1 protein-coding gene and 1 pseudogene are annotated in these 1,707 nt (G+C 55.4%); both read right to left on the bottom strand.

What is annotated here, in order from left to right; all coding sequences use genetic code 11:
• Positions 1-91: 91 nt before the first annotated feature.
• Entirely contained in the window at positions 92-547 is a 456-nt protein-coding gene (locus F8N85_RS33955; RefSeq protein WP_150803564.1) for a GNAT family N-acetyltransferase, read from the bottom strand.
• Between the two features lie 400 nt (positions 548-947).
• Positions 948-1,457: pseudogene (locus tag F8N85_RS33960) on the bottom strand (hypothetical protein).
• Between the last annotated feature and the right edge of the window lie 250 nt (positions 1,458-1,707).

Below are 1,707 nucleotides of genomic sequence, written 5' to 3' on the forward strand. Positions count from 1 at the left end.
GCAGCCTGCGGCAGCTCCTACGGGGATTGGCGTTTATTCAGGGACTACGTGCTGACAAGGTCGGCGTAGGAGCTGCCGCAGGCTGCGATCTTTAGCATTCACCGCTCAACCCCACAGTTCCCGAAGTCGATCGAACCGCTGGTTCTATGCCCAGGGCAATCATGGGTTTGCTACGAGCGTAGCGAGCCAGACGCTCTGTCAGTGACTGGGGCAGTCGTGGGTCGCTGGCAAATCCCAAACCCTCGTAAAACGCTTGCAGGTCTGGATGGCAAAACAGCCAGACCGGCCCGTCGACAGTTGCCAGCGCATGCTCCACCAACTGCGTGGCAATCCTTTGGCCCCGGCAGGCCGGATCGACAAATAACCCGGTCAGCCACTGCCCCTCGGCAACCGGTGTCAGGCACAGGCCGGCAATGATTTCCAGCCGTTTGGCTACCCATAACTCTCCCTTGCTGGCCGCGCGCATCGGCGAATTGTGCTGGCGATAGAACTTGTTCAGCAGTGGGCGTAGCGGCTCGGCAAGCGGGCTGAAATGAAGCTCTGGCATGGTTTGAGTGAATTTCTATGAAGGGCGGTGAGCAGCAAAAAATTATAAATCGCTGAAATGAAACTCTGCTACGCAATAGGTGTTATACCTCATCTTACATCCCGTATGAGTGGAGCGTGCATCATGGCCAAAGGCATGGATTCAAAGAAAGCAGCAAAGAAAAAACCATCGAAAACCGCCGATGAAAAACGCGCGGACAAGAAAGCCAAGAAAGTTGGTGTGTTCGGTCACTGAGTCGTCTTTAACGGAGCCCGTCAATCGGGCTCCGCTTTCATTTCTGAATAAATAACCAATCGATCTGCAAGATTTCCCAGGGCCATTACACAGAGGGGATGAAGTCGACGTTTGTCTGTCGGTGCGATCCCTGCTTGGAACCACGCCATGCCCAATTGGATATGAGTCAGACCGCAGCCAGAAACTTGTCGGTAACCTGTGCGTCGGTTGCGCTGCTGTCTTTTTCGGCCTGGGCCAGCTTGATTTTGTCTTGGAGAAGGCGAGCAATTTCCTGACCGATTGCCTGCTGTTTCTCGGGCGGCATCTGCTCAAATTCTTCTTCGGTAATCCCCAGCTCCTTGAGAATACTATCGCGCATCCGCTCTTCAGGAGACTTGCTCATGTAGTCCTTGAACTCGGCCAGCGCGCCTCCCTCGGGGGCAGTGCTCGTTTCCGGTGTGCCGGTGGCCGGAGGGTTGGCTTGCAGTAATACGCGGGTTTTGGCGAAGGCAGCGTCGATGTTGTCGCTCACCTTGGTAGTGACGTGTTACGTTGCCGCATTGACCTGATTGGTCACGATATTTTGCACGTTCTGTATCAAACCGCTTTGAATCGCACTGGCGGCGGCCGTGGTCGGGTCCATATCTGACCGGTGGACGGGCTGCAACAATAGGGCTTTCTGTGGGGTGACCAACATGATTCGAACACCTGGATAGTGGGTATCGACAGGTGGTAGAGCAAATTGCATGCCGGTGCTGCCAGCCCCGGTTTTGCGGGAGATGGCAGCCAGGTGTCTGCCGACAAGGCAACGTCGAGCGGCCAGATCCTGCCGCTTTCGGCCGCTTTGTTTTCAACCAGGGCCGGCAACCTGTTTGACGCTGGAACCCCTAATACTCAATCGGCAAATCAAACATCTGGAATGCATCATCCACCGGTTGATAGCCCAG

Origin of the sequence: Pseudomonas fluorescens (genome assembly GCF_902497875.1) — a bacterium.
GTDB classification, from domain to species: domain Bacteria; phylum Pseudomonadota; class Gammaproteobacteria; order Pseudomonadales; family Pseudomonadaceae; genus Aquipseudomonas; species Aquipseudomonas fluorescens_BR.